The sequence below is a fragment of the Pelosinus sp. IPA-1 genome, from assembly GCF_030269905.1.
In the GTDB taxonomy this organism is placed as follows: domain Bacteria; phylum Bacillota; class Negativicutes; order DSM-13327; family DSM-13327; genus Pelosinus.
Map to the genome: position 1 here is coordinate 473,580 of NZ_BSVC01000001.1, position 20,533 is coordinate 494,112.

Genomic DNA, 20,533 nt, shown 5'->3' on the forward strand with positions numbered 1-20,533 from the left:
GAGGTGTAATGTAATGGAAATTAACGAACAAATGATTCGTGAAATCGTAATGCAAGTGGTACAAGGAATGGAGCAAACCAAACCTGCTACTGCAGTAGTTACAGGACGTCCCATGACTTTGGTCGAAAAAGGGGAAGCACGCCCTGGGACAAGAGCAGATGAAGTGATTATTGCTGTGACTCCAGCTTTCGGTAAATTTCAAAATAAAACCATTGTAAACGTTCCTCATAGTGATGTATTGCGTGAAATGATCGCAGGCATTGAGGAAGAAGGTTTGAGTGCTAGAGTGGTTAGAATACTGCGCACTTCCGATGTAGGATTTGCTGCTCATGATGCGACTAAATTGAGTGGATCTGGTATAGCGATTGGTATACAGTCTAGAGGCACTACTGTAATTCACCAAAAAGATTTACCACCACTAAGTAACTTAGAACTTTTCCCTCAATCTCCTTTGTTAGATTTACCTGCTTTCCGCGCCATTGGCCGTAATGCTGCGAAATATGCGAAAGGTGAATCACCAACACCAGTACCAACAAGAAATGACCAAATGGCACGACCTAAATTCCAGGCAAAAGCCGCTGTGCTTCATATCAAAGAAACAGAACATGTAGTTCCTGGAGCAAAGCCAGTTGAACTTACTGTACAATTTTAAATAAGCGGAGGTGATCGAAATGTCTCAAGAAAAAATGATAGAAGATATGGTTCGTGAAGTGTTAAAGTCAATGAGTCAAGGGCAAGCGCCTCAAAAATCTCATTCTGCCCCAAGTGCTCAATCACAAGGACTAAATGCAGATAAGGATTACCCATTGGCAACAAAACGACCAGAATTATTAAAAAGTCCTACAGGGAAAAAACTTTCAGACATTACTTTGGCTAACGTGTTAAATGGTAATGTTACACCGAGTGATGTACGTATTGCTCCTGAAACACTTAGAATGCAGGCTGAAATTGCTGATGGTGTTGGTAGAACCCAGTTCGCAAATAATTTGCGTCGGGCAGCTGAGCTAACTACAATTCCTGATAAACGGATTCTTGAAATATATAATGCCCTTCGTCCTTATCGTTCAACTAGAGAAGAATTATTAGCCATTGCCGAAGAGATGGAAACAAAATACAATGCAAAAATAAATGCCGCTTTCGTGAGAGAGGCTGCAGGAGTATACGAACGCAGAAATCGTCTCAGAGCGGAGTAGGGTGGAATTTTCATGGCTATAGTTGCAGGTGTGGATATTGGCAATTCTACGACAGAGGTTTGTCTGGCTGCTATAGATTCAACAAAGGTCACTCAATTTTTAGCAAGCAGTATTGTCAAAACAACAGGAATAAAAGGTACATTGGCCAATGTACCCGGAATTATCATTGCGCTAGAAGAGGCTTTGAGCAAATCAAAGATGCAGTTAACTGAACTATCTGAAATCCGATTAAATGAAGCAACTCCAGTTATTGGTGATTTGGCAATGGAGACAATTACAGAAACCATTATTACTGAATCGACTATGATTGGACATAATCCTTCTACACCAGGCGGCGTAGGTTTAGGAGTAGGGCAAACGGTTTTATTTAGTCAATTAAACAGTCTTGTAGCTGGAGACAAAGTGATTTGTATTATTCCACAAGGCATTGATTTTGAAGATGCAGCCAGTGGTCTTAATCTTGCATTATCAAGAGGCATAGACATTCAGGGAGCTGTTGTCCGTCAAGATGATGCAGTTTTGATTGCCAATCGATTGCAAAAAGCAATGCCGGTAGTAGATGAAGTCACGATGATTGAGAAGGTTCCTATTGGAATGCTAGCAGCAGTAGAAGTGGCTGAGGCAGGGCAAACCATTAGAACGTTGTCAAACCCTTATGGAATTGCAACTGTATTTAATTTATCAGCCGATGATACGAAAATGGTGGTGCCAATTGCTCGTGCCTTGATTGGTAACCGTTCCGCAGTTGTTGTACGTACACCGCAAGGCGACGTAAAGGCAAGAACTATTCCAGCTGGATTTATTACTGTTTTTGGACAAAAAGGCAAAGCGGATATTGATGTGGAATCAGGAGCCAATAAAATCATGGAAACGGTGGAAAGGGTGCAACCCGTCCTTGATGTACAGGGAGAAGCCGGAACTCATGTAAATGGGATGTTAGAGAGAGTTCGTCAGGTAATGAGTGAACTTACTGAGCAACCTTTGGCAGATATGAAGATACAGGATATCTTAGCCGTTGATACTTTTGTCCCACAAAAAGTACAAGGTGGATTAGCTGGAGAGTTTGCACTAGAGAATGCTGTAGCTTTGGCGGCCATGGTAAAAACAAGTCGTCTTCCTATGCAGCAAATAGCGAATAAGCTTACCCAGGAATTGGGGGTTAAGGTTGTCATTGCGGGCGTAGAGGCAAACATGGCTATCAGGGGGGCATTAACCACTCCTGGTACGGATAAGCCATTAGCTATCCTAGATATGGGTGGCGGCTCTACGGATGCAGCTATTATTACTAGAGATGAACGGGTTATGTCTATTCATTTAGCTGGAGCTGGTGACATGGTTACCATGCTCATCAATTCAGAGCTAGGGCTAAATGACTTTGATTTATCGGAAGATATTAAAAAGTATCCCTTAGCAAAAGTCGAGAGCTTATATCATATACGGTTAGAAGATGGAACAGTACGCTTTTATGAACAGCATCTTAAACCGGAGGTTTTTTCTCGTGTGGTAATTCTAAAAGATGGTGACATGGTTCCTATTCCTAGTTCTCATCCATTAGATAAGATTCGCCATGTAAGAAGAGAGGCAAAAAAGAGGGTATTTGTAACCAATGCACTTAGGTCTCTTGCTCGCGTGGCACCTACAGGCAATATTCGTCATATTGAATTTGTTGTCTTGGTAGGCGGATCGGCTATGGATTTTGAAGTAGGGGATATGGTAACCGATGCATTGGCTGAATATAGCATTGTTTGTGGCAGAGGAAATATTCGAGGTTCTGAAGGTCCACGTAATGCTGTAGCCACTGGGCTGGTATTGTCCTATCTTGATAGAGAGGCGTGAGCGGGATGCTGCCAGATAGAATTAAACCTTGTGTGCTAATCTATATATTTCCTCACTCCGATGGTGATAAAAAGATTCGGGAGGTACAGGCTGGTATGGAGGAAGAAGGAATACCTTGCTCCATTATGTCTAGTAACGAATCAGATGAAATCACTCTAGCGTATCAGGCCGCTTCTGCTTCAAAACTTGGAGTTGGAATTGGAATTGGATCAAAAAATTTGTGCATTCACTATGCTAAATTGCCTGCAAAGCAGCCTTTATTTGCTTTAAATGCTGCAGGAACTCCTGCGCAATGGAGGCATTTCGGTTACAATGCGGCACGTTTGGTGAAGGGAATTCCTTTTAAAAATCAGCCTTCCGAAGATGTAGGTTCTCAAATTATAGATTCGAAGGCCCTGTATCAGATCGTTTATAAAATCGTCCATAAAGTTCTTTTAGAAGGTGCCGAAGACCATGGGGAGGTGAAAGCATGGTCAAAGACGCGGTAGGTCTCATAGAAATTGTCGGATTGGCTGCTGCTTTAGAAGCGGCTGATGCAGCTGTTAAAGCAGCTAATGTTGAATTAATTGGCTATGAACTGACAAAAGGCGGGGGACTCGTAGTCGTTAAATTAAGTGGTAATGTTGGGGCAGTTAAGGCTGCAATTGAAGCTGGTAAGATGGCTGGTAGTAAGGTAAATAAGGTATGGGCTACTCACATTATACCTAGACCCCATGGAGAGTTATCTTGCATGCTGCTTACAAAAGAAACGGTAGGTTTAGCTAAGAAACAGCCTGTGGCTGAAGTAATAGAACCTGCAAAAGCTAAACAAAGCGAAACTTTACTTGTAAGCAATGAAGTTGAGGTAGAAGTGGAAGCTAGCATTGAAACTGAAAGTCAGTTAGTAAAAGGAGAGCTAGAAGAACATGAGTCGGAGACCAACAAATTGCCACCTGTTCTAGAAAAACAGAAAAAAGTTTCCGATTATTGTAATCTTTGCGGTGATCCTGCTTGCCCTAGAATAAAGGGAGACCCTAAGATCACTTGTATCCATTACGAGAGAAATAATAAGGAGGCGGAATAGTATGCGTGGAGAAGCTTTAGGAATGGTCGAAACAAAGGGTTTAGTAGGTGCTATTGAAGCTGCTGATGCAATGGTTAAAGCGGCTAATGTAATATTAGTAGGTTATGAAAAAATTGGATCTGGTTTAGTAACCGTTTTAGTTCGTGGTGATGTAGGGGCAGTAAAGGCTGCTACTGATACAGGTGCAGCAGCAGCACAAAGAGTTGGCGAATTGGTGTCTGTTCATGTAATTCCACGTCCTCATACAGATATCGAAAAGATTCTTCCTAAGGTTGATGAATCTTTATAATTTGAAATAAAAATTTAGGGCAAATGAGGTGAGATGATGGAAAAGACAGTAATGGATGAAGTTGTGAAACAGGTAATGCAGGTCTTGTCAAAAACGACCTTGTTAGAGGAAAAGAAAGGCATTCCTGTAGGCGTATCCAATCGCCACATCCACCTCTCTGCCGAGCATATTGAGATATTGTTTGGTTCTGGCCATACGTTGACGCGGCAAAAAGATTTGAAACAAGTTGGAGAATTTGCTGCTGCGGAAACGGTTACTATGGTTGGGCCTAAAGGTGTAATTCGTGGTGTTCGGGTATTAGGACCAGTGCGCAAGAATACGCAGGTTGAAATTTCCCGTACAGATGGATTTAGTCTTGGGGTCGTGCCACCTCTGCGTGATTCAGGCGATATAGCAGAATCAGCTGGTATTACGATCGTTGGTTCTCATGGCGCAGTGACCTTAACGGAAGGGTTGATATGCGCAACCAGACATATTCACATGCATACAGATGATGCTCGGCGTTTTGGTGTTTCAGATGGAGAACGGGTCAAGGTTGAAATTGGCGGTTCGCGGGGAGCTTCCTTCAAAAACGTGTTAGTACGTGTACATCCAGATTTTCGTCTGGAGTTTCATATTGATACGGATGAAGCGAATGCTGTCAATCTGAAAAGTGGTGATGAAGTGACTCTATCGCGATGCGAGGAGGTATAGCGTGGATAATGAAAAGCTGGTGCAACTTGTTACGTTAGAAGTTATGCGCCAATTAAAACAAAAACCTGCGGCTATACAAGAAGATGTTGCTCTGGCTGAGCATAAAGCTTTGGCCATTTTTACTGGTGGAACAATTGGCTTTGAGCAGGGTTTGGCAGAGATAAAAAAAATACAAAATCTTAATTTTTCGGTAACAGTAGTCTTATCTGCAGCGGCTGAACAAATTATGGGAATTGATCGTATTAAGGCAGAATTGGGCAGTCACACAACTATTGTTACTGCCCATTCCACTTACCCTGGCGATGTATTACGGGAAGCCGAACTTGTGCTTGTTCCAGTGCTTACCCAGAATACGGCAGCGAAGCTGGCTCATACTTTGTCGGATACGATGATTTCAACTCTGATTTTACAAGGTTTAATGATGGGAAAACCAGTAGTAGCAGCCTTGAATGCGGCCGACCCAATGGATAGTTGGCGATTACAGGCTAATATGGGAAAAGCATCACCTGGACTGCTAAAAGCTTTACGTACAAATTTGCAAAAGCTAGCAGGCTATGGCATACAGCTTGTTCAAGTGACTGCTTTAGCAGAGGAAGGTCAAAAATTATTGGGCCGCAAAAATAAAACGAGTGCAGCTGGTTTGGCAAACAAAAAAAGTGTACTGGATGCGGTTGCAATAAAAAATGCTGCAGCGAATGGTGCTAAAAGTATTACAGTTTCTTGGGGAACCATTATTACTCCATTAGCGAAAGATGTTGCCAGGGAATATGGTGTTGAGATTATATTGGAACAGTGAACAAGTAGCAGTAGGAATGGAGAATGCCTATGTGGGTAGGAAGAGTGGTAGGTACATTGGTGGCTACGCCTAAAGATGAAAGTCTCACTGGCAGCAAATTGCTGTTTGTGCAACCTATGAAATTTTATGAAGATCAAAGACGAAATCCAGTTGTAGCTGTAGATACCATTGGTGCTGGTACAGGTGAGACTGTACTCGTTGTTGAAGGCAGTTCAGCCAGGCATTTACTTGGTAGACCCAACGCAGCAGTAGATTCTGCTATCATTGGAATTATTGATAGTATCGAGTTAAATAAAGAGTTACTCGAGGAGTAATGTATGATGAAAGTATATACAAAAACAGGGGATGAGGGACAAACCAGCCTGCTGAGCAAACAGCGGGTTTTCAAAGATCACGCACGAGTTGATGCCTATGGTACGGTGGATGAGGCAAATGCCGCCATGGGATTGGGGAAGTCCCTGATTACTAATTTACCTTGGGCTGTTGAAACAATTCAGCATATACAAGTGGAATTGATATCCTTAAATGCAGATTTGGCAACAGAAAATTTGGCGGTTGCCGATTATCGTATTACCCAAGATCATGTTACGAGATTGGAGTCAATCATTGACTCCCTAGAACAAAAACGGATTCCACAACATTATTTTGTAACACCGGGAACTTGCTCGGCAAGTGCAGCACTAGACCTTGCTCGTACAATGGTACGGCGTGCAGAGCGTTGTGTTGTTCGGCTCAAAAGAACAGAGAAGGTTACACCGCCAGTATCCTTATACTTGAATCGTCTTTCTGATGTGTTGTTTGTGTTAGCTCGCTGTGTTGAACAAGAGGAACTAATCGCAGAAGTTAAGAATAAGGTGTTACTTGCCTTAAAAGGTGAACAGACCAATTGTACTGGTGAAGAGCAAGGAAACGTATTAAATAAAGCAAAAAAAATGATAGCTCTAGCAGAACAAAAAGCAATGGACATAGGAGTTCCTATGGTAATTGCTGTAGTTGATGTGGGAGGAAATCTAGTAGCGCAGCATCGTATGGATGGTGCATTGTTAGCTAGTGTTTCCTTGGCCCTAGATAAGGCTTATACTGCAGTTGCGTTAAAAATGCCCACTCACGAAGTTGCTCCCTTAGTAACCCCAGGAAATCCATTGTTTGGGCTTCATACGGCTAATGGTGGCAGATTTATTGCCTTTGGCGGTGGTTTCCCCATTATAGTCAATGGAAATATAGTTGGTGGTTTGGGAGTAAGTGGTGGCGCGGTTGATGAAGATATGATAGTTGCTAAAGCTGGTCTAGCTATAGGTTAACCGTGGCTAGAACTAGGAGGAGGGGAAGATATGAGTTTAGATCAAGCATTAATTGAAAAAATAACATCAGAAATATTGGCAAAAATGCAAGTGGAAAAAGTTCAATCTTGTCAAGAGGATGGAATTTTTGAGACTGTTGATGAAGCCGTAGCAGCAGCTCGAATTGCATATGAACAGTTAAGGAAGTTATCACTAGAAAAAAGAGAAAAACTAATCCAAGCAATTCGGGATGCATCTTATGAGAATGCAGAAATACTGGCTAAAATGGCAGTAGAAGAATCTGGAATGGGAAGAGTTGCAGATAAAATCATTAAGAACCAAATGGCGGCTCTGAAAACCCCAGGAACTGAAGATTTGACTACGACTGCTTGGAGTGGTGACCAAGGTTTAACCTTAGTTGAAATGGGACCTTATGGAGTGATTGGTGCCATTACGCCAACTACAAACCCTACAGAAACAGTAATTTGTAATGGAATCGGCATGATTGCTGCTGGCAATTCTGTATTTTTTAGCCCGCATCCTACGGCAAAAAATACTTCTATTTGGATTATAAAATTATTAAATAAGGCCATTGTAAAAGCTGGCGGTCCTAACAATCTATTGACATCAGTAGCTGAACCTTCTATTACGGCAGCCAATGCTATGATGAAGCACCCAGGAATTAATATGCTAGTCGCAACAGGTGGTCCTGGCGTTGTTAAGGCCGTTTTGTCATCTGGTAAGAAAGCCATTGGTGCAGGAGCTGGAAATCCTCCTGTTATTGTTGATGAAACTGCTGATATTGAAAAAGCCGCCAGAGATATTATTGCAGGTTGCTCCTTCGATAATAATTTACCTTGTATTGCAGAAAAAGAAGTCATTGCTATAGGATCTATCGCTGATGAACTCATCAACTATATGCAAAAATATGGTGCCTATTTAATCTCTGGTTCTGCAATAGAAAGACTTTTAGAAGTTGTCATGACAGTAAAAGAAGAGAAAATGGCAGAAGGTTGTACAGAAAAACCCAAAAAATCATATGGCATCAACAAAGACTATGTTGGTAAAGATGCCAAATATATATTAAGTAAAATTGGAATTGATGTGCCAGACAGCATTCGTGTTGTTTTATGTGAAACCCCAGCAGACCATCCATTTGTTATTGAAGAATTAATGATGCCTATACTACCTGTTGTGCAAGTCAAAGATATTGACGCTGCAATTGAATTGGCTGTTAAAGTAGAGCATGGCAATCGCCATACGGCAGCGATGCATTCTAAAAACGTGGATAATCTTACTCGGTTTGCCAAAGCGGTAGAAACAACTATCTTTATTAAAAATGCTCCTTCTTATGCCGGAATTGGTGTAGGCGGAGAAGGGTTTATTACATTTACCATTGCCGGTCCTACTGGTGAAGGTTTAACTTCCCCTCGTAGTTTTACCCGTCAAAGACGCTGCGTTCTTGTTGATGCGTTTTCCATCATCTAGGTTCACTAATCGAATAGCAAGGAGTTGGTAGAAAATGCGTGACGAGATTGTTGCTGCGGTAAAAGCATCAGGAGTGGTGGGAGCCGGGGGAGCCGGTTTCCCCACTCATATCAAGATAAATGCAAGTGTTGATACCGTAATTGCCAATGGCGCAGAATGTGAGCCCTTACTTAGAGCACATCAGCATATTATGGCAGCAGAAAGTATGAAAATGGTATTAGGCTTGAAAACGGTAATGCTAGCTACAGGTGCTAGAAAAGGCTATATTGGCTTAAAGCGTAAGTATGAAGAAGCCACAAATAATCTTCGAGCTGCTATAAAACAAATGGGCGAAGAAGAAATTGAACTGTTTTTTTTACCAGATATTTATCCAGCAGGGGATGAGCAAGTACTGGTACATGAAGTAACAGGGAAAATTGTCCCAGAAGGTGGTATTCCATTACATGTAGGAGTCGTAGTTGCTAATGTGGAGACATTAGTTAATGTTGCAAATGCGCTAGAAGGCAAAGGTGTAACAGATAAGTATGTAACGGTTGGTGGCGCTGTATGTCATCCTGTAACGGTAAAAGTACCGATTGGTATGAAAGTGCAGGAGTTGATTGATTTAGCAGGCGGATCCCTTGTACATCCCTATGCTATCATTGATGGCGGGCCTATGATGGGGAAATTAATTGAACTCGATGCGCCTGTTACGAAAACTACAGGAGGCATCCTTGTTTTGCCGATAGATCACTCTTTAATATTGCAAAAAAATACACCATGGCAGATGATCGCGAATCGGGCAAAATCAGTATGTTGTAATTGTCTGGCGTGTACAGAAGCCTGTCCTCGTCATTTATTAGGGCATAGTTTGGAGCCTCATCGCATTATGCAGGCCATTGGTAGAGGGCAAATTGGCGAATCAGAAATCTTTTCGAGAGCATTTTTATGCTCCGAATGTGGGGCATGTGACACTTATGGTTGTACCATGGGACTATCACCTCGTAGAGTGAATGGAGAATTAAAAAAAGAGCTGGCTAAAGCTGGAATAAAGAATCTTCATCACAATAAACCGCAAGAGGTTCACGGGAGTCGTGAATACCGCTTAATTCCTACCAAAAGATTGACTGCTCGTCTGGGGATTTCTCAGTATGATGTGAAAGCACCACTCAGTGAAAAAGAGATTAGTGTACAGGAAGTTAGGTTACCGCTTTCACAGCATATTGGAGCACCGGCAGAGGCAATTGTAAAAGTAGGAGATAAGGTTGTAAAAGGGGAACTAATCGCAAAGATTCCTGAAGGTGCAGCTGTAGGAGCCAATCTACATGCTAGTCTTTCAGGAGAAGTATTTATTGTAGACAAAAGCATCGGCATCCGAAAGGCTTAGGACAACAGGGGGTAAAAGAATGAAACGTGCTATAGGCTTATTAGAGTTAAAAAACATTACAAAGGGTATTTTAGCGGCGGATGCTATGTTAAAAGCTGCTAATGTTGAGATACTCATGGCCCAAGCCATGTGTCCAGGTAAGTATGTTGTAATGGTTGCCGGAGATGTAGGGGCGGTACAAAGTGCTGTTCGGAGTGGGACAGCGGTCAGTGGCTGCGAGAATGTAGTAGATGAATTTATTTTGCCAAACTTACATGATAGTGTTTTTCCAGCATTAACAGGATGTACAGATGTGAAAGAAATACAAGCCTTGGGAATCATTGAAAGTTATTCTGTTGCTTCGGCAATTGTAGCTGCTGATATAGCAGCAAAATCTGCAGATATAAAACTAATCGAAGTTCGACTGGCTAGGGGTATGGGTGGTAAAGCAATGGTCACATTAACTGGTGATGTAGGGGCAGTAACTGCTGCCATACGTGCAGGAGGTAATGCCATTAAAGATACTGGGTTCCTAGTGGATCAACTTGTTTTGCCAGCGCCTCACAATGCATTACACAAAGTTTTATTTTGACATTAATTTTGGCTTATATTTCTTAGTTTGCACGATTAGCAAAGTTTTGAGAGTGTTTCAAAGCATTTTGAAACGCAAAGGTCACAAAGAAACACAAATAACGCAAAGATAAGTTTATGTAGTTCCTTTGTGTTTTTTGTGTTTCTTTTTTATTGTAATAAGGTTTAGTTTGGTAAAAAATATGCAATTATTTATTTGTAATAGTGGAGGAGAGAAATGACAGCGCAGGATTTTCTAGTAGCATTTGGTGTAATCATTAATGCCTTGCCTGGTGGGTTATATGCATTAACTTTTGGCTTTGCCTCTGTACCAACAGCGGCTGGTTTTATTATTGGCGCAGTTGGCTGTGGTGTTCTGGGAATTGTTTCTCCCATATCCTTTCAAGCAGAGACGCTTACCTTAGCTGGAACAATGGGGCGAACGATCCAGGAAAGATGTTCAATGATTTTTCTGGAAGGGGCAATTCTTCTTGTTGTAGGACTGCTTGGCATATTTCAAGTACTTGTTAATTTTATCGGTCCTGTCATTACAAATGGAATGATGGCAGGCGTAGGTGTAATATTGGCGAAGGTTGCAGTAGAAATGACAACTAGAAATCCTATCGTTGGCGGAACTTCTATTTTCACTGCATTATTGACGTATTACATTACACCAAACCCTGCCGATAAGTTAGTCTATACAATTGTTAGCTGCGTCATCTTATCCTCTATAGCAGCGTTTTTCTTTAATAAACAAGGGGATATCCAAATCGATGAGTCTCGTGAGAAGTTTATTTTACAAAAGTTTGTATTTAATAAGACAGTGATTCGCGGTGCTCTCGGTATTAGCGCTCTAAATGTAGGTGCAAATATTGCCTTTGGCAATATAACGGCCCAAACATTAGCGAAATCTGAGGTCAATTTAGATCACTTAACGATTGTTAGCAGCCTTGCAGATATGATATCTTCCTTATTTGGTGGGGCACCTGTTCAGGCCATTATATCAGCAACAGGGACAGCACCACATCCAATTGCCTCAGGTGTGCTTATGATGAGCATCATGGCGATTATTCTAATCACAAAAATGTTGCCTAAGGTAGCCAAGTTTGTACCTAGCGAGTCAATCTCTGGCTTTTTATTAGTATTAGGTGCTATTGTCACCGTACCAATTAATGCAGGTTTAGCCTTGCAAAGTGGCTTAGGGAGTAATGATTTGATTATTGGTGGTGTTACCATGACGGTTACCGCCATCACAGATCCCTTTATAGGTATGGTATCAGGATTGGTTGTTAAACTTTTAATGGGAGTTTTTGCAGGGTAGGGAATACGACAACTCTTCTTTTTTTACCACAGAGGCGCAGAGAACACAGACACAATGGATAGGATTTTAAACAGTTCTCTCAGTGCACTCTGCGCCTATGCGGTTACATTTCTATCTTTGCCTTATGCTAAAAAAACGGTAATTTCTAATATAATAAAAAGGGGGCAGCTAATTGCTAGCAGCTCCCTTTTTATGTATCGAATTAGTAGTCTTGTACTAGAGAATACCAACACCTTTTGATAAAGCAAATGCGACGAATCCACCAATCATAGGGCCAACTACAGGTACCCAGGAATAGGACCAATCGGAATCTCCTTTACCAGCAATGGGGCATATGGCATGTGCAATACGAGGTCCAAGATCACGGGCAGGATTTAAGGCATACCCAGTTGTACCTCCGAGACAAGCGCCGATACCAAAGATTAAAACAGCAACCATATAAGGGCCATAGCCAGGACTCATTGCCCCCACGTTTTTAGAAAACATAGCGAAAACAGGAAATATGAGCATGACAGTAGCAATGATTTCACAAAGCAGGTTCTGAGAATAATTGCGAATTGCAGGTCCAGTGCAAAAAACCGCTAACTTAATGCCCTTATCTTCTGTAATCTCCCAGTGTCCACGAAAGAATAACCAAGTAATACAACCACCAAGAGTACCACCAGCTATTTGCAGAATCATAAGAGTAACTGCCTCTGATACCGCATAACCACCGTTTAACATTTTTGCAAATGTTACTGCTGGATTAAGATCGCCTTGCCCACCTAATGAAACAGAGACAAAAACACCCATTAGCACTGCTACTGCCCAGCCAGCAATAATATTTAGCCAACCAGCACCTTCTGCCTTGGAACCTTTTAATAATGAGTTCGCGACGACACCATTACCAAAAATAATAAGTGTCGTAGTACCTAGAAATTCCCCTAAAAACGGAGTTGCCATTGAATAAAACCTCCTTATGCATTCTTATTGGTTTGATTTTACTACCTCCTGCTATATTTGCGAATCTTTAAGAATTACCTTGAGTATAAATTGTCTGGCTACATGACATTATTGCCCTCATAAAAATTGAACTTTTTGCGCTAATAGTGCTGATTACTAAAACTGTTATTTACATAGGATTTTATTGCCTCTAAAGTGGGAATTAAAGAACTTGTAATTGAATCGATGTTTAGATTATTTTTATTGACACAGGAAAAAACGGATGATATACTGAGAAAAATTAAATACATAGCTGATTGGAAAACCAAAGGCTAAGGATGTCCCCTATTTAGGGCGGACGTTCTTAGTCTTTTTTATTTGCTATAAAATAAAAAAATGAGGAGGATGAATATGAAATTTGTAAAGATTGCCTTGGTGGTAACAGCACTTATCGCATTAGCAGGAGGGATTAGTGGTTGTTCATCAAGTACGGCGGAAAACAAAAATACAAAAGTTAGAATTGCTCATTTTCCTAATATTACTCATTCCCAGGCTCTCGTCGGCAGAGCCAATGGTCAATTTCAAAAAGCCCTAGGAGAAGCAAATCAAATTGAATGGAAAACCTTCAATGCGGGACCTGCAGAAATTGAAGCCTTATTTGCTGGAGAAGTGGATATTGGTTATATCGGTCCTGGTCCTGCCATTAACGGCTATACGAAATCAAAGGGGGATCTGCAAATCATTGCGGGGGCAACGGATGCAGGTGCTATCCTTGTAACGAGAAAAGACTTAGTCTTAAAAAACGTAGGGGAACTAAGCGGCAAACGAATTGCTGTTCCGCAGTTTGGTAATACACAAGACTTATCCTTAAGACACATTCTACAAGAAAATGGATTAACAGATACAACAAAAGGTGGCACAGTAGAAGTAAGGCAAGCCGATAATCCTGATATTAAGACATTGCTTGATAAGGGAGAAATCGATGCTGCCCTTGTTCCGGAGCCATGGGGAGCCCGATTAATCAGTGAAGTCAAAGCCAATGTATTATTAGATGATAAACAGGTGTGGAGAGATGGTAATTACACAACGGCAGTTGTTGTTGCTAGAACACAATTTATCAAAGATCATCCAGATTTAGTTGAAAAATTCATCAGGACTCATGTGGAATTGACGGACTACATTAACAAAAATCCTGAGCCAGCAAAAGAAACGGTGAATGCTCAGATTAAAGAATTTACAGGTAAACCTTTAGCCAAGGAAATTTTAGATGATGCTTTTAAAAGATTAACCATAACTAATGATCCAGAGAAAGATTCTGTAATTGACTTCGTCAAACTATCCGTCGATGCAGGCTTTATCAAAACGGCACCGGATCTCAAGAATCTATTTAACTTTACAATATTGAATAAGGTTCTAAAGGAAAAAGGGTTAAAGGAAATCGAGAATTGAGGTGTTATAGATGAGTATAGTAGTAGAAAATGTCAGTAAAAGCTTTATTACCAAAACAGATAATATAAAAACTCTCGATAACATCAATGTTACCTTTCACAAGGGTGAATTTGTTTGTATTCTAGGACCTTCAGGGTGTGGGAAGTCAACTCTTTTAAATATTATTGCTGGATTAGAAGAAGCCACAACAGGAAGAGTGGTTTCTAACGGTACTGAAGTAAAGGGGGCTGGACCTGACCGGGTTGTTATGTTTCAGGAAGCAGCCCTATTTCCTTGGCTTAAAGTCATTGACAATGTGGAATTTGGTATGAAAATTGCTGGCATTCCTAAAGAAGAACGCAGAGAAAAAGCGGCAAAATATTTGAAGATGGTACATCTTACTCGCTTTCAAAATTGCTTCATACATGAATTGTCAGGTGGAATGCGGCAGAGGGTTGCGTTGGCTAGAGCGTTAACTTTAGATTCAGAGGTACTCTTAATGGATGAACCCTTTGCTGCTTTAGATAGTCAGACGAAGAGTATTTTACAAGTGGAATTGCAACAAATTTGGTTAGAAACCAAAAAAAATATTATCTTTGTTACTCATAATGTGGAAGAAGCAGTTCTACTGGCAGATCGGGTTATTGTCATGGCAGCCAATCCTGGTGTGATAAAAAAGGAATTCCATATACAACTTGCCAGACCAAGGCAACCAGAAAATGTGGATTTGGCTTATCTTGCAGCAGACATCATGAAAGAACTAAAAGAGGAGGTGGAGAAGGTTGCCAAAGCTGAATTTGACACTGATTGGACTAGCAAAAAAGGTACTATTTTACCTGCTTCTGATAATAATCTGGGAACTGGCATATAGGATTGGCGTAGATTGGCTACGATTGTGGAAGGCATATATTTTTCCATCTCCTATTGCTGTTTTTACCACCCTTTGGGGGTTGGTAGCAGATGGCACCCTTGCCATTGCCGTTTTGGCAAGTGCCAAAAGAATATTGCTTGGGTATTTTATATCTATCATTATAGGTATATTGGTTGGTCTTGCCATTGTACGATTTAAGTATCTTGATGAAAACGTAAGTCCATTAATATTAGGATTACAAACATTGCCAAGCATTTGTTGGTTACCTTTCTCGATTCTTTGGTATGGATTAAATGAGAGTGCTATTATCTTTGTTATCGCAGTAGGTTCAACCTTTGCTGTTTCCATTGCCATAGAATCGGGTATGAAAAATATAAATCCTATCTTTGTGAGAGCGGCAAAAACAATGGGTGCTAAAGGATTTAAACTGTACTGGAATGTGATCATTCCTGCAAGCCTTCCTAGTATTATTTCAGGCTTAAAACAAGGATGGTCTTTTGCTTGGAGAGCCTTAATGGCAGGGGAAATGATATCTGCAACCAAGGGGCTGGGGCAGGTGCTTATGGTGGGCAGAGATTTAGCAGATATTAGCCAAGTGATGGCGATTATGATTGTCATTGTTGTGCTTGGTGTTGCAGTAGATAAATTAATATTTGGACGAATTGAAATGGATATTAGGCAAAAATGGGGCTTAGATAAAGCGTAATGAAACCAGTTTGTGGGGAATGAGAAAGTAGGTGTAGTTGATGGAGTTAACCATAAAGGATCTTGAAACAGATGTTTTGATAGTTGGCGGCGGAACGGCAGGCTGTTTTGCGGCGATAACCATTGCTGAAAATTCAAAGGCTAAGGTACTCATTGCAGAAAAGGCGAATCTTAAACGGAGCGGCTGTCTTGCTGCAGGGGTTAATGCCCTAAATGCCTATATTGTAAAAGGTCAAACACCTGAAACCTATCTTAATTATGTAAGAAATGATGCAGAAGGTGTGATCAGAGAAGATCTTGTATATACCATTTCTCAAAGACTAAATGCAGTCACAGAGAAAATGGAGACATTAGGTCTTGTCATACTGAAGGATGAGACAGGAGAGTATGTTTCTAGAGGCAATAGAAATATAAAAATTAATGGGGAAAATATTAAGCCTATCCTTGCTGATGGGGTAAGGAAAAGCCAGAATGTAACTGTTTTAAATCGAGTGAACATCATTGACTATATTGTGCAAGAGGGAAAAGTAATCGGTGCCTATGGTTTTTCACTAGATCAGAATATATTATACGTTATTGGCGCAAAAGCGGTAATCTGTACTACGGGAGGGGCTGCGGGGTTATATAAACCCAATAACCCTGGATTTTCGAAACATAAGATGTGGTACTCTCCCTTTAATACAGGAGCTGGTTATGCCATGGGAATTAGGGCTGGCGCTGAGATGACGACCTTTGAAATGCGATTTATCGCTCTTCGTTGTAAAGATACCATTGCCCCTACTGGAACAATCGCACAAGGAATTGGAGCCCAGCAAATTAATGGACTGGGAGAAGAATACGAAAAAAATTATGGAGCCGGGAAAACTTCCCTTCGAATGTATTCTACCGTAATGGAAAATAAAGCAGGCAGAGGGCCCTGTTACTTAAAAACCGTAGGCATTTCAGCTGAACAAGAAGGAGATCTTTATAAGGCTTATCTCAATATGGCTCCTGCTCAAACCTTACGATGGCTTGAAAATGGTAATGGTCCTGCTGCTGAGAATGTGGAAATTGAAGGTACGGAACCCTACATTGTGGGTGGGCATACAGGAAGCGGGTATTGGGTAGATACCAAACGAGAGACGACACTGAAAGGACTGTATGCAGCTGGCGATGTGGCTGGCGGAAGTCCACAGAAATATGTAACAGGTTGTTTTGCCGAAGGAGAAATCGCCGCGTTCTCAGTCTTAGCTTATCTACAGTGTGCAACAAAGTTGGTTCCTAATATAGAAGAAAGTAAGAAAAAGCTGGCAGAGGTAAATCAATATTTAAGTAGTAGAGTAAGCTTTTATACTGTAGAAGAAGTAGAAGAAGCTATGCAAAAAATAATGGATGAGTATGCTGGTGGAATTTCGTCTGGTTATACCTATAATTCTCGTAAACTGCAAGAAGCCCAGAAAAGAATTATAGAAATACTAGATATCAGTCAAAAGCTTGTAGCCGAGGATTTGCATCAACTGATGTTGATCTATGAAGTCATTGATAGATTGTATGTATGCCAAACTCTCATTGCCCATTTAGAAGCAAGGCAAGAAACCCGCTGGCATTCTTTTCAGGAAAATGCAGATTATCCGAATCGAGACGATGAAAACTGGTTGAAGTTTGTTAATTCACGGTTTGAAGCAGGAAAAATCAAAATGGTAATGCGAGACTTGATTAAAAAGGATGACATTTATGAGCATAAAGATTGATCTTCAAAAGTGTACTGGCTGCGGAAAATGCCGTGAGGTTTGTCCTGGCAGTTTACTATATAAAGATATAGCTGGTAAGACACAAATCAGATATCTCAAAGAATGTTGGGGCTGTACTTCTTGTGTAAAAGAATGCAGTTTTAATGCGATTCAATACTATCTTGGTGCAGATATGGGTGGTAAAGGTAGTTTTCTTTATACAAAACAGGAAGGGCAGTTATTGCATTGGATTGTTGTTTTACCTGATGGTACTGAAAAAATTCTTACCACGGATAAGAGCCAAGCAAATGCATACTAGAAAAAAGGATTTGAGGAGGATGAGATTATGGATCATTTAGATAGATTAGAAGCGCAAAGTATTTTTATTTTGAGAGAGGCGTATAAGAAATTTGGTAAGTTAGGGATGTTGTGGTCCATCGGCAAAGATTCAACTGTTATGTTATGGCTGGCGAAAAAGGCGTTTTTTGGTCATTGTCCTTTTCCCTTCATCCATGTAGATACGACCCATAAGATTCCAGAAATGATTGCTTTTCGCGATCGCATGGCAAAAGAATATAATATAGAACTGATTGTTCATACAAATGAGGAAGCGCTAAAGGCAGGCATGGGTCCAGACAAAGGCAGATTGGTTTGCTGCAAAGCCTTAAAAACGGATGGTTTGCAACAGGTAGTTACCAAGTATGAATTTGAAGGATTAATTTTAGGGATTCGCAGAGACGAAGAAGGATCCCGTTCTAAGGAACGAGTTTTTAGTGAAAGAAATAAAGATTCGGAGTGGGATTATACCAATCAGGCGCCGGAGTTATGGGATCAATTCAAAACAGATTTTCCTAAGGGCAATCACATTAGAGTACATCCAATTCTCCATTGGAATGAAATGGATATTTGGGCTTATATTGAACGGGAAAAAATTGAGCTTGTCGATCTTTATTTTGCGAAAAATGGTAAACGTTACAGAAGTTTAGGATGTGCTCCTTGCACAGGGCAGATTGATTCAAACGCTGTCACTGTTGCTGAGATTATTGAAGAATTGAAAAATACTAAGGTCGGCGAGAGAGCCGGAAGAGCGCAAGACCAAGAAGATTCTTATGCTATGCAAAAACTTCGTAAAGATGGGTATATGTAGCACTGTGGACGTTATTAGAGATAGATAAGGGAGGTTAACAAATGGATATTACGAGAGAAGTATTAAATATTGTTGTTGTAGGGCACGTAGATCATGGGAAGTCCACGGTGATAGGTCGATTGCTATATGATACAAAATCTCTTCCAGAAGGGGCGATTGATAGAGTAAAGAGGATAGCTAAGGAAAAAGGTAAGCCTTTTGAATACGCTTATCTTCTAGATGCCTTTGAGGAGGAACAAAAACAAGGGATTACCATTGATACAACCCAACTGCAATTTCGTACGGACAAGAGGGATTATGTCATCATTGACGCACCAGGTCATAAAGAATTTTTGAAAAACATGATCTCTGGTGCAGCTAGTGCAGAGGCAGCATTACTGATTATCGATGCCAATGAAGGGATTCAAGAACAGTCCAAAAGACATGGTTATATATTGTCTCTATTAGGAATACAAAAGGCCTATGTATTAGTCAATAAAATGGACTTAATAGAGTATTCCGAAGAGAAGTTTAATAACATAAAGCAAGAAATGAATGAGTTTTTGAACAGTCTTCATGTATATCCTTTAAAATATATACCTGTTTCTGCTTTTCATGGCGAAAATATAACAACCCCCTCAGATAAAATGCCATGGTATAAAGGTGAGCCTGTTCTCGGAGCCATTGATTTATTTGAAAAGGATAAAGGGTTAGAGGGAAAACCTTTACGATTCCCGATACAAGACGTATACAAGTTTGATAATAGACGAATTATTGCAGGCAGAATCGAGGCTGGTACTTTAAAAACAGGTGATGAAATTTTAATATCGCCGAGTAATAAGGTGACCAAGGTAAAAAGCATAGAGTATTGGGTAGATAAAGATAAAAAAGATAGTATTTCTGCAGGGATGTCTGTAGGCATAACAGTGGAAGATGAATTTTTTAATCAACGAGGCGAGTTTATTTCCCATACCTACGATACACCATTAACTGCTGATACCTTTAAGGTGAGTTTGTTTTGGATGGGGAAAAACGATCTAGTAAAGAAAAAAGAATATAAGCTCAAACTAGCCACACAAGAAGTAGAATGTGAAGTTTTTGCGATTAATAAGGTAATTGATGCCACTACATTAGAAAATATCGAAAATTCGAATCAGGCAAAGACCAACGATGTGGCAGAAGTAACCATCAAGACGAAACGGAAAATCTGTTTTGATGAATTTAGAAATAACCAAAATACAGGAAGATTTGTTATTGTAGACGGCTATGATGTTTGTGGCGGTGGAATTGTTACTGGTCTCGTACAAGAAAGACAGCTTTCCAGTAAATTTGCCCAAAAAGAGGATGAAATAGTAATAAGTTGTTTTGATGAATATTATTATATCCTTTCTGAGGGCGGGTTAAAGAAGTTAGAGGCAATTCCTCATACCTTTACCATTGGTGATGTCATACCTTCCACCGGTGCTACTTATGAGTACCCAGAAGATTTTAATCTGGTAGATGTGAAAACCAATCTTGTCGGGAAAGTAAGAAAATCTAAGTTGCAAGAGATTAGTTTAGTAAACGATATTGCCTATGATAAAGTACTATTTATCGATTCCCAGGGAGCCTACATCCGGGTGCAATCAGGAGAAGACTTTGTAGCTTTCAAGACAGAGCTAGAAAAGTTGCAATCAGCGAATATAGCTCTGGCTGATTTTGCTAACAAATGGTTCGCCTTTATGCACTTTAGACAAGTAAGGTATTTGCAAGCTGCGAAATCTTTGGAAATCGAGTATCAAATATAGGCTTTGCCAGCTATTAGAACTTTTATGTTCTGAGTAGTCCGCGCAGGCTCCATTTGAAGCCTGCGCTTGGACTGCTAGTTACAAGGACGCAGCTACGTTTATCTTATGCTTT

General features: G+C 40.6%; 22 protein-coding genes. 21 read left to right on the forward strand and 1 reads right to left on the reverse strand.

Annotation, left to right across the window (positions count from 1 at the left end; all coding sequences use genetic code 11):
* Positions 1–13: 13 nt before the first annotated feature.
* From QSJ81_RS02060 to QSJ81_RS02125, 14 genes are all read left to right on the forward strand, one after another.
* Entirely contained in the window at positions 14–652 is a 639-nt protein-coding gene (locus QSJ81_RS02060) for a propanediol/glycerol family dehydratase medium subunit (protein WP_285715747.1), read from the forward strand.
* Positions 653–671: 19 nt separating this feature from the next.
* A complete protein-coding gene (locus QSJ81_RS02065; RefSeq protein WP_285715748.1) occupies positions 672–1,193 on the forward strand; it encodes a diol dehydratase small subunit in 522 nt (173 codons plus the stop codon).
* A gap of 12 nt (positions 1,194–1,205) precedes the next feature.
* On the forward strand, positions 1,206–3,029 hold the full coding sequence (locus QSJ81_RS02070) for a diol dehydratase reactivase subunit alpha (protein WP_285715749.1): 1,824 nt from the start codon (positions 1,206–1,208) through the stop codon (positions 3,027–3,029).
* 5 nt (positions 3,030–3,034) lie between these two features.
* Complete coding sequence (locus QSJ81_RS02075) at positions 3,035–3,517, forward strand: glycerol dehydratase reactivase beta/small subunit family protein (RefSeq protein ID WP_285715750.1); 483 nt, start codon at positions 3,035–3,037, stop codon at positions 3,515–3,517.
* Complete coding sequence (locus QSJ81_RS02080) at positions 3,499–4,092, forward strand: BMC domain-containing protein (RefSeq protein WP_285715751.1); 594 nt, start codon at positions 3,499–3,501, stop codon at positions 4,090–4,092. The genes QSJ81_RS02075 and QSJ81_RS02080 overlap by 19 nt, the downstream gene beginning before the upstream one ends.
* Position 4,093: 1 nt before the next feature.
* Positions 4,094–4,381, forward strand: coding sequence for an ethanolamine utilization microcompartment protein EutM (gene eutM / locus QSJ81_RS02085; RefSeq protein ID WP_038668895.1), 288 nt, complete (start codon positions 4,094–4,096; stop codon positions 4,379–4,381).
* 33 nt (positions 4,382–4,414) lie between these two features.
* Entirely contained in the window at positions 4,415–5,074 is a 660-nt protein-coding gene (pduL, locus tag QSJ81_RS02090) for a phosphate propanoyltransferase (protein WP_285715752.1), read from the forward strand.
* A gap of 1 nt (position 5,075) precedes the next feature.
* Positions 5,076–5,870 carry a flavoprotein gene (locus QSJ81_RS02095; protein ID WP_285715753.1) on the forward strand — a complete coding sequence of 265 codons (795 nt, stop codon included), beginning with the start codon at positions 5,076–5,078 and terminating at the stop codon, positions 5,868–5,870.
* 29 nt (positions 5,871–5,899) lie between these two features.
* The gene (locus tag QSJ81_RS02100; RefSeq protein WP_285715754.1) at positions 5,900–6,184 is read left to right on the forward strand and encodes a EutN/CcmL family microcompartment protein; all 285 of its coding nucleotides are present in this window, start codon (positions 5,900–5,902) and stop codon (positions 6,182–6,184) included.
* Positions 6,185–6,187: 3 nt separating this feature from the next.
* Positions 6,188–7,171, forward strand: a complete 984-nt coding sequence (locus tag QSJ81_RS02105; RefSeq protein WP_285715755.1) for a cob(I)yrinic acid a,c-diamide adenosyltransferase — start codon at positions 6,188–6,190, stop codon at positions 7,169–7,171.
* A gap of 30 nt (positions 7,172–7,201) precedes the next feature.
* Positions 7,202–8,638, forward strand: coding sequence for an aldehyde dehydrogenase family protein (locus QSJ81_RS02110; protein ID WP_285715756.1), 1,437 nt, complete (start codon positions 7,202–7,204; stop codon positions 8,636–8,638).
* A 34-nt stretch (positions 8,639–8,672) separates the two neighbouring features.
* Positions 8,673–10,004, forward strand: coding sequence for a 4Fe-4S dicluster domain-containing protein (locus tag QSJ81_RS02115; protein ID WP_285715757.1), 1,332 nt, complete (start codon positions 8,673–8,675; stop codon positions 10,002–10,004).
* 19 nt (positions 10,005–10,023) lie between these two features.
* On the forward strand, positions 10,024–10,575 hold the full coding sequence (locus tag QSJ81_RS02120) for a BMC domain-containing protein (RefSeq protein WP_038668918.1): 552 nt from the start codon (positions 10,024–10,026) through the stop codon (positions 10,573–10,575).
* A 216-nt stretch (positions 10,576–10,791) separates the two neighbouring features.
* Positions 10,792–11,874, forward strand: a complete 1,083-nt coding sequence (locus QSJ81_RS02125) for a hypothetical protein (RefSeq protein ID WP_285715758.1) — start codon at positions 10,792–10,794, stop codon at positions 11,872–11,874.
* Positions 11,875–12,090: 216 nt separating this feature from the next.
* Here QSJ81_RS02125 and QSJ81_RS02130 read toward each other — a convergent pair whose 3' ends face one another.
* On the reverse strand, positions 12,091–12,816 hold the full coding sequence (locus tag QSJ81_RS02130; protein ID WP_285715759.1) for an MIP/aquaporin family protein: 726 nt from the start codon (positions 12,814–12,816) through the stop codon (positions 12,091–12,093).
* 390 nt (positions 12,817–13,206) lie between these two features.
* Between QSJ81_RS02130 and QSJ81_RS02135 the strand changes: the two genes are divergently transcribed.
* From QSJ81_RS02135 to QSJ81_RS02165, 7 genes are read left to right on the forward strand one after another with little or no spacing between them, the layout of a single operon-like run.
* Complete coding sequence (locus QSJ81_RS02135; protein ID WP_285715760.1) at positions 13,207–14,244, forward strand: aliphatic sulfonate ABC transporter substrate-binding protein; 1,038 nt, start codon at positions 13,207–13,209, stop codon at positions 14,242–14,244.
* Positions 14,245–14,254: 10 nt separating this feature from the next.
* Complete coding sequence (locus tag QSJ81_RS02140) at positions 14,255–15,094, forward strand: ABC transporter ATP-binding protein (RefSeq protein WP_285715761.1); 840 nt, start codon at positions 14,255–14,257, stop codon at positions 15,092–15,094.
* Entirely contained in the window at positions 15,006–15,800 is a 795-nt protein-coding gene (locus QSJ81_RS02145; protein ID WP_285715762.1) for an ABC transporter permease, read from the forward strand. The genes QSJ81_RS02140 and QSJ81_RS02145 overlap by 89 nt, the downstream gene beginning before the upstream one ends.
* Positions 15,801–15,840: 40 nt before the next feature.
* Positions 15,841–17,529, forward strand: a complete 1,689-nt coding sequence (locus QSJ81_RS02150) for an adenylyl-sulfate reductase subunit alpha (RefSeq protein ID WP_285715763.1) — start codon at positions 15,841–15,843, stop codon at positions 17,527–17,529.
* Positions 17,513–17,827, forward strand: coding sequence for a 4Fe-4S dicluster domain-containing protein (locus QSJ81_RS02155; RefSeq protein WP_285715764.1), 315 nt, complete (start codon positions 17,513–17,515; stop codon positions 17,825–17,827). Before QSJ81_RS02150 ends, QSJ81_RS02155 begins: the two co-directional genes overlap by 17 nt.
* Positions 17,828–17,854: 27 nt before the next feature.
* Positions 17,855–18,655, forward strand: a complete 801-nt coding sequence (gene cysD, locus QSJ81_RS02160) for a sulfate adenylyltransferase subunit CysD (RefSeq protein ID WP_285715765.1) — start codon at positions 17,855–17,857, stop codon at positions 18,653–18,655.
* A 41-nt stretch (positions 18,656–18,696) separates the two neighbouring features.
* Entirely contained in the window at positions 18,697–20,421 is a 1,725-nt protein-coding gene (locus QSJ81_RS02165) for a sulfate adenylyltransferase subunit 1 (RefSeq protein ID WP_285715766.1), read from the forward strand.
* The last annotated feature ends 112 nt before the right edge of the window (positions 20,422–20,533 follow it).